Origin of the sequence: Brevibacillus panacihumi W25, from assembly GCF_000503775.1 — a bacterium.
Taxonomy (GTDB): Bacteria; Bacillota; Bacilli; order Brevibacillales; family Brevibacillaceae; genus Brevibacillus; species Brevibacillus panacihumi_A.
In genome coordinates, this window is the sequence record NZ_KI629786.1 from 405,001 (window position 1) to 410,000 (window position 5,000).

The 5,000-nt window shown below is 48.7% G+C and carries 3 protein-coding genes (1 of these 3 running past the window's edge); all 3 read right to left on the bottom strand.

What is annotated here, in order from left to right; genetic code table 11:
* Nucleotides 1-638 carry the 5' portion of an HD-GYP domain-containing protein gene (locus T458_RS51625; protein WP_031306205.1) on the bottom strand. It extends 451 nt beyond the left edge of the window, so only the first 638 of its 1,089 coding nucleotides appear in the window; its start codon is at nucleotides 636-638; its stop codon lies off the left edge, out of view.
* A 145-nt stretch (nucleotides 639-783) separates the two neighbouring features.
* Nucleotides 784-3,285 carry a DNA gyrase subunit A gene (gyrA, locus tag T458_RS51630; RefSeq protein ID WP_023559012.1) on the bottom strand — a complete coding sequence of 834 codons (2,502 nt, stop codon included), beginning with the start codon at nucleotides 3,283-3,285 and terminating at the stop codon, nucleotides 784-786.
* 384 nt (nucleotides 3,286-3,669) lie between these two features.
* Nucleotides 3,670-4,944, bottom strand: a complete 1,275-nt coding sequence (locus T458_RS51635; RefSeq protein WP_023559013.1) for an MFS transporter — start codon at nucleotides 4,942-4,944, stop codon at nucleotides 3,670-3,672.
* Nucleotides 4,945-5,000: the final 56 nt, after the last annotated feature.

Below are 5,000 nucleotides of genomic sequence, written 5' to 3' on the forward strand. Positions count from 1 at the left end.
CCATACACTGTGTGTTTTTTCATTTCTTCAAATTCATCCGGCGTCAATTTTCCCGGTTTTTGTAGAATACGCCGATCAACCTTGGTCTTCCCAATATCCAGCAAAGTCCCTGCCAGTGCGACCTGCATCCATTCCTTTTCCGGAACCTTGGTCCACTTGGCAATCATATACGAAATGAGTCCTACAGCTATCGCATGCTCGTATGCGTAAGCCCCCATCCCGGCAAACTTTCTAAGAGAAAGAAGAATTTGCGGCTGCTCTTGGATTTGGGCCAGAATCGGCGAAACCACTTCCCTTACTTCCATAACCGGTATATTGTTGCCGCCCTCCACGCGAATCATCAGGTTCTTCAATTTAGAGACGGCTTGTTTAAAGTGTTCCTGAAAATCAGGCTTTACCACTTTTATGGTGATCTTAGGCGCTTGTTTTTCTTCAACTTGTGCTGGTGCGGCTGGCTCTGCCGAAATAAGCTCCGCATCCTCGATCTGCACCTGCTCAATCATAAACGCTTCCAGAAATTCTATTTCTCTTTCATACAGGGAAGTGCCCTTGGCAAACAGCAGCCCGCCAAGCGAAGTGTATACTTCCTCTGCCAATTTTGCTCCATTTGTTAGTTGTTTTACGTGTACGATGGGCAATCCACTCACCATCCGATCTTCACAGTAATCGCTTGTTTATCTTTTCCCAATTGTATATGTATTTCAAACCAAGAATAGGCTATTTAATTTGCCCTATATAAAGAGGACGCTCCGCTTTTGCGGAACGCCCGTCTTCATTATGACTCTATTCCTCACTAGGATCTACTGAATCAGCATCATCCGAAGCTGGGGAACCTTCTACTACATCATCCTCGGTCTCCTCCTCGTCATTCGGAGGAACTTTTGCAACCGAGCCGACTTGTTCATTTTCAGAGAGACGTATCAGTTTGACGCCTTGTGTGTAGCGTCCCATCACAGAGATTCCTTTCATCTCTGTACGAATGATAATCCCCGACGTGGTGATGATCATCAGATCTTCTTCCGGTTCTACTACCTTCAATCCAACTACATGCCCGCTGCGTTCGGTCACATTGTGCGTCTTGATGCCTTTACCGCCACGTGACTGAATCCGATATTCATCGACTGGGGTGCGCTTGCCATAACCATTTGCGGTCACGATCAGCACTTCTGCTCCAGGCTTGATGACGTCCATATCGATTACATCATCATCGTCATCGAGCGTAATCCCTTTTACCCCTGTAGCATTGCGGCCCATAGTGCGGACATCGCTCTCTTTGTAGCGGACTGACATCCCGTTCTTGGTTCCCATGATGATTTCCTGTTGTCCATCTGTCAGACGAACACCAATCAGCTCATCATTTTCACGCAGGTTCACTGCGATCAGGCCTACACGACGAATGTTTTCATAGGAAGACAGCTCTGTCTTTTTAATGATCCCTTTTTTCGTCGCGAAGAACAGGTATCGATCGCCCTCGAAATCCTTGACTGGAATGACCGCGCTGACCCGCTCCCCTTTTTCAATCTGAATCAGGTTGATGATCGGCGTGCCCTTCGCTGTCCGGCTCAAATCCGGAATCTCGTAGCCCTTCAGACGATACGCTTTACCCTTGTTGGTAAAGAACATGATCGTGTCATGCGAGTTGGTAATGTAGAGATGCTCGACAAAGTCATCATCCTTCGTCCCGAGTCCCTGTACCCCTCTGCCTCCGCGTTTTTGGGCACGGTAGGTCGTTACAGGCAGACGTTTGATGTATCCATCATGTGTGAGGGTAATCACGACGTCTTCCTCAGGAATCAGGTCGGCATCCTCGATATGATTTTCATCAAAGGTAATCTCGGTACGGCGATCATCCCCGAACCGTTCTTTGATTTCAACCAGTTCATCATGGATGATCGCGTAGATTTTGTTCTCATCAGCGAGAATCGCACGCAGCTCACTGATCTTCGCCAGCAGCTCCTGGTATTCATTCTCGATTTTCTCGCGTTCCAACCCGGTCAAACGCTGCAAGCGCATGTCCAGAATCGCCTGTGCCTGCTCATAACTGAGACTGTAGTTCGTCATCAGACCGTCACGAGCTTCTTCTGTCGTCCGGGAACTGCGAATCAAGCTGATGATCTCATCGATGTGATCGAGCGCAATCCGCAAACCTTCCAAGATATGCGCACGAGCCTCAGCCTGCTTCAAGTCGTATTCGGTACGTCTGCGGATAATTTCACGCTGATGCTGCAGATAGTAATACAGCATGTCGCGCAAAGTGAGTACGCGCGGACGACCGTCTACGAGTGCCAGCATATTGACGCCAAAAGTGGTTTGCAACTGGGTATGCTTGAACAGATTGTTCAGGACAACCTTAGGGATCACGTCACGACGCAATTCCATGACAATTCGCATTCCCTTGCGATCGGATTCATCGCGCAGGTCGGTAATGCCTTCGATTTTCTTTTCGCGAACCAACTCCGCGATCTTTTCGACGAGTCTAGCTTTGTTCACCTGATAAGGAATTTCCGTCACGATGATGCGCGGCTTTCCTTTTTCCTCGTCAATCATGGTCTTTGCGCGCATGATGATGGACCCACGGCCCGTTTCGTAGGCACGACGAATACCGCTGTACCCAAGGATCTCCCCTGCTGTCGGGAAATCCGGTCCCTTAATGATCTTCATCAATTCCTGGATTGTGATATCCGGGTTGTCAATCATAGCCAGAATGCCATCAATAACCTCCGTCAGGTTATGAGGAGGAATGTTGGTAGCCATCCCGACAGCAATCCCCGATGCACCGTTGAGCAACAGGTTAGGGAATCGCGAAGGCAGTACGACTGGTTCTTCCTTGCGTCCGTCGTAGTTTGGCACAAAATCGACAGTCTCTTTATCAATATCGCGCAGCAGTTCCAAAGCAACCTTGGAAAAACGAGATTCCGTGTAGCGCATGGCCGCAGCTGGATCACCGTCTACAGAACCAAAGTTCCCCTGCCCTTCTACGAGCATATAACGCATATTGAAATCCTGTGCCATGCGAACCATCGCTTCGTAAATCGAAGAGTCACCATGCGGATGGTAATTCGCCATTACTTCCCCGACTACGTTGGCCGATTTCCGGAACGGTTTGTCAGGTGTAAGACCCATGTCATGCATGGCATACAAAATACGCCGATGAACCGGCTTCAATCCGTCACGCACATCTGGTAGTGCGCGACTCACAATGACGCTCATCGCATAGCTGATGAACGACTCTTTCATCTCTTGACTAATATCGACTTTGGGAAACCGAGCAGTTTCTTCCGCCATAAAGGGTAAACCTCCAACTGGTTTTCACAATACTTCATTATAGCACAGAAAAAGAAGGTGCGTCCAAATTATCACCCGTAAATCAGGAATTTCCCTCCATTTTCCATTTTTGAAGCTCATGAATAGCCTCTTGGTACTCTTTCTCCAATCTTTCCTTTTCCCCTTCCGACAGTTTCCCCTTTGGAACAGAAAGCTGATAATCAGGTTCGAGACTCTAGTCTCCAGCAGGAGCTGCTGTTCTTCCCGGTTGTTCTTCCGCTCATCTGTTCCCGCTTACGCTCCAGAAACTCCCGGAAGGACCCGGATTCCCGGTACCGCTCGCACCAATTTGCGCCACCTTTTGCCCAGTACGAACAAAGCTCCAAATACCGGGTATGCCGCTGCTTACATATTTTGAGATGCAACAGCACCAGGCGTCACTTTGCCGATCCTCATTACCATCAAAGAAGCAAGTATGCAGAAAACGCCAGCGACGAGGAACATGAAAAAATAACTGTTGAGCATGCTATAAACCAGTCCACCGCCATAGGCTGCAACAGCCGCTCCGATTTGATGAGCTGTGAAAATCCAGCCGTACATCACGCTGCCCTGCTGACTGCCAAAAATATCGCTGCTCAGTTTCACAGTTGGAGGAACAGTCGCCACCCAATCCAATCCGTAGAAGACGATAAACATTCCTAATGCAAAGGCCGTTGAATTCAATGCGTACGGAAGCAGCATCAGGGAGATGCCTCGCAAGCAGTAATACCAGAACAACAGCCAACGACTATTGAATCGGTCAGATAGCCAGCCGGAAAATGTCGTACCAATGATATCGAATATCCCGATGAGGGCAAGCATGCTTGCTGCTGTTACTGCAGGTATTCCGTGATCCACACAGGCAGCGATAAAATGTGTTCCAATTAGGCCATTCGTAGAAAGCCCACATATAAAAAAGCTCCCGGCTAGCAGCCAAAAATCCAGAGATCTCATGCCTCTGACCAACCCAGCTATCGCGGTTCGGAAGGGATTTTGTGCAGAGCCTCCCTGTTCTTGCTCTGTATCACCGATGGCGCCGTAAGCGTGAAGACCTTTATCCCTGGGATAATCCCTCATCCAAATCCAGACGACAGGGACCATCGCCAAGGCGACAGAGGAAATGATCCAGCTTGCACTTCTCCAGCCTTCTGACTCGGCAAGACTCGCCAACAACGGCAAAAACAAGAGTTGACCTGTTGCTCCACTGGCAGTAAGGATGCCCATAACCAGTCCGCGTTGTTTGACAAACCAGCGATTCGCTATCACAGCTCCCAAGACCGATGCAGTACAACCTGAACCGAGGCCTACCACAATTCCCCAAAGCAGTGCCAAATGCCAGGATGCATTCATCCATGTTGTCAAAGAGGTACCCAAAGCAAGTAGTAAAAGAGCGAAAATCGTGATCCTCCGAATGCCGAAACGATCCATCACGGCAGCTGAAAAAGGGCCAACCAACCCGTACAAAAGCAAATTAATCGATAAGGCCACTGAGATGGACGATCGGCTCCATCCAAATTCCTGTTCTACCGGGACCATAAACACCCCAGGTGCTGACCGAATTCCTGCCCCGATTAATAGAATGAAAAAAGTTACGGCTGCTACAATCCAGGCATAATGAAGGCGTACAGTAGGTTGATTCATCGTATTTCGCTCCTAAAAATAACAGACGTCAGAAAGTTCCTACTTTTATTATCACA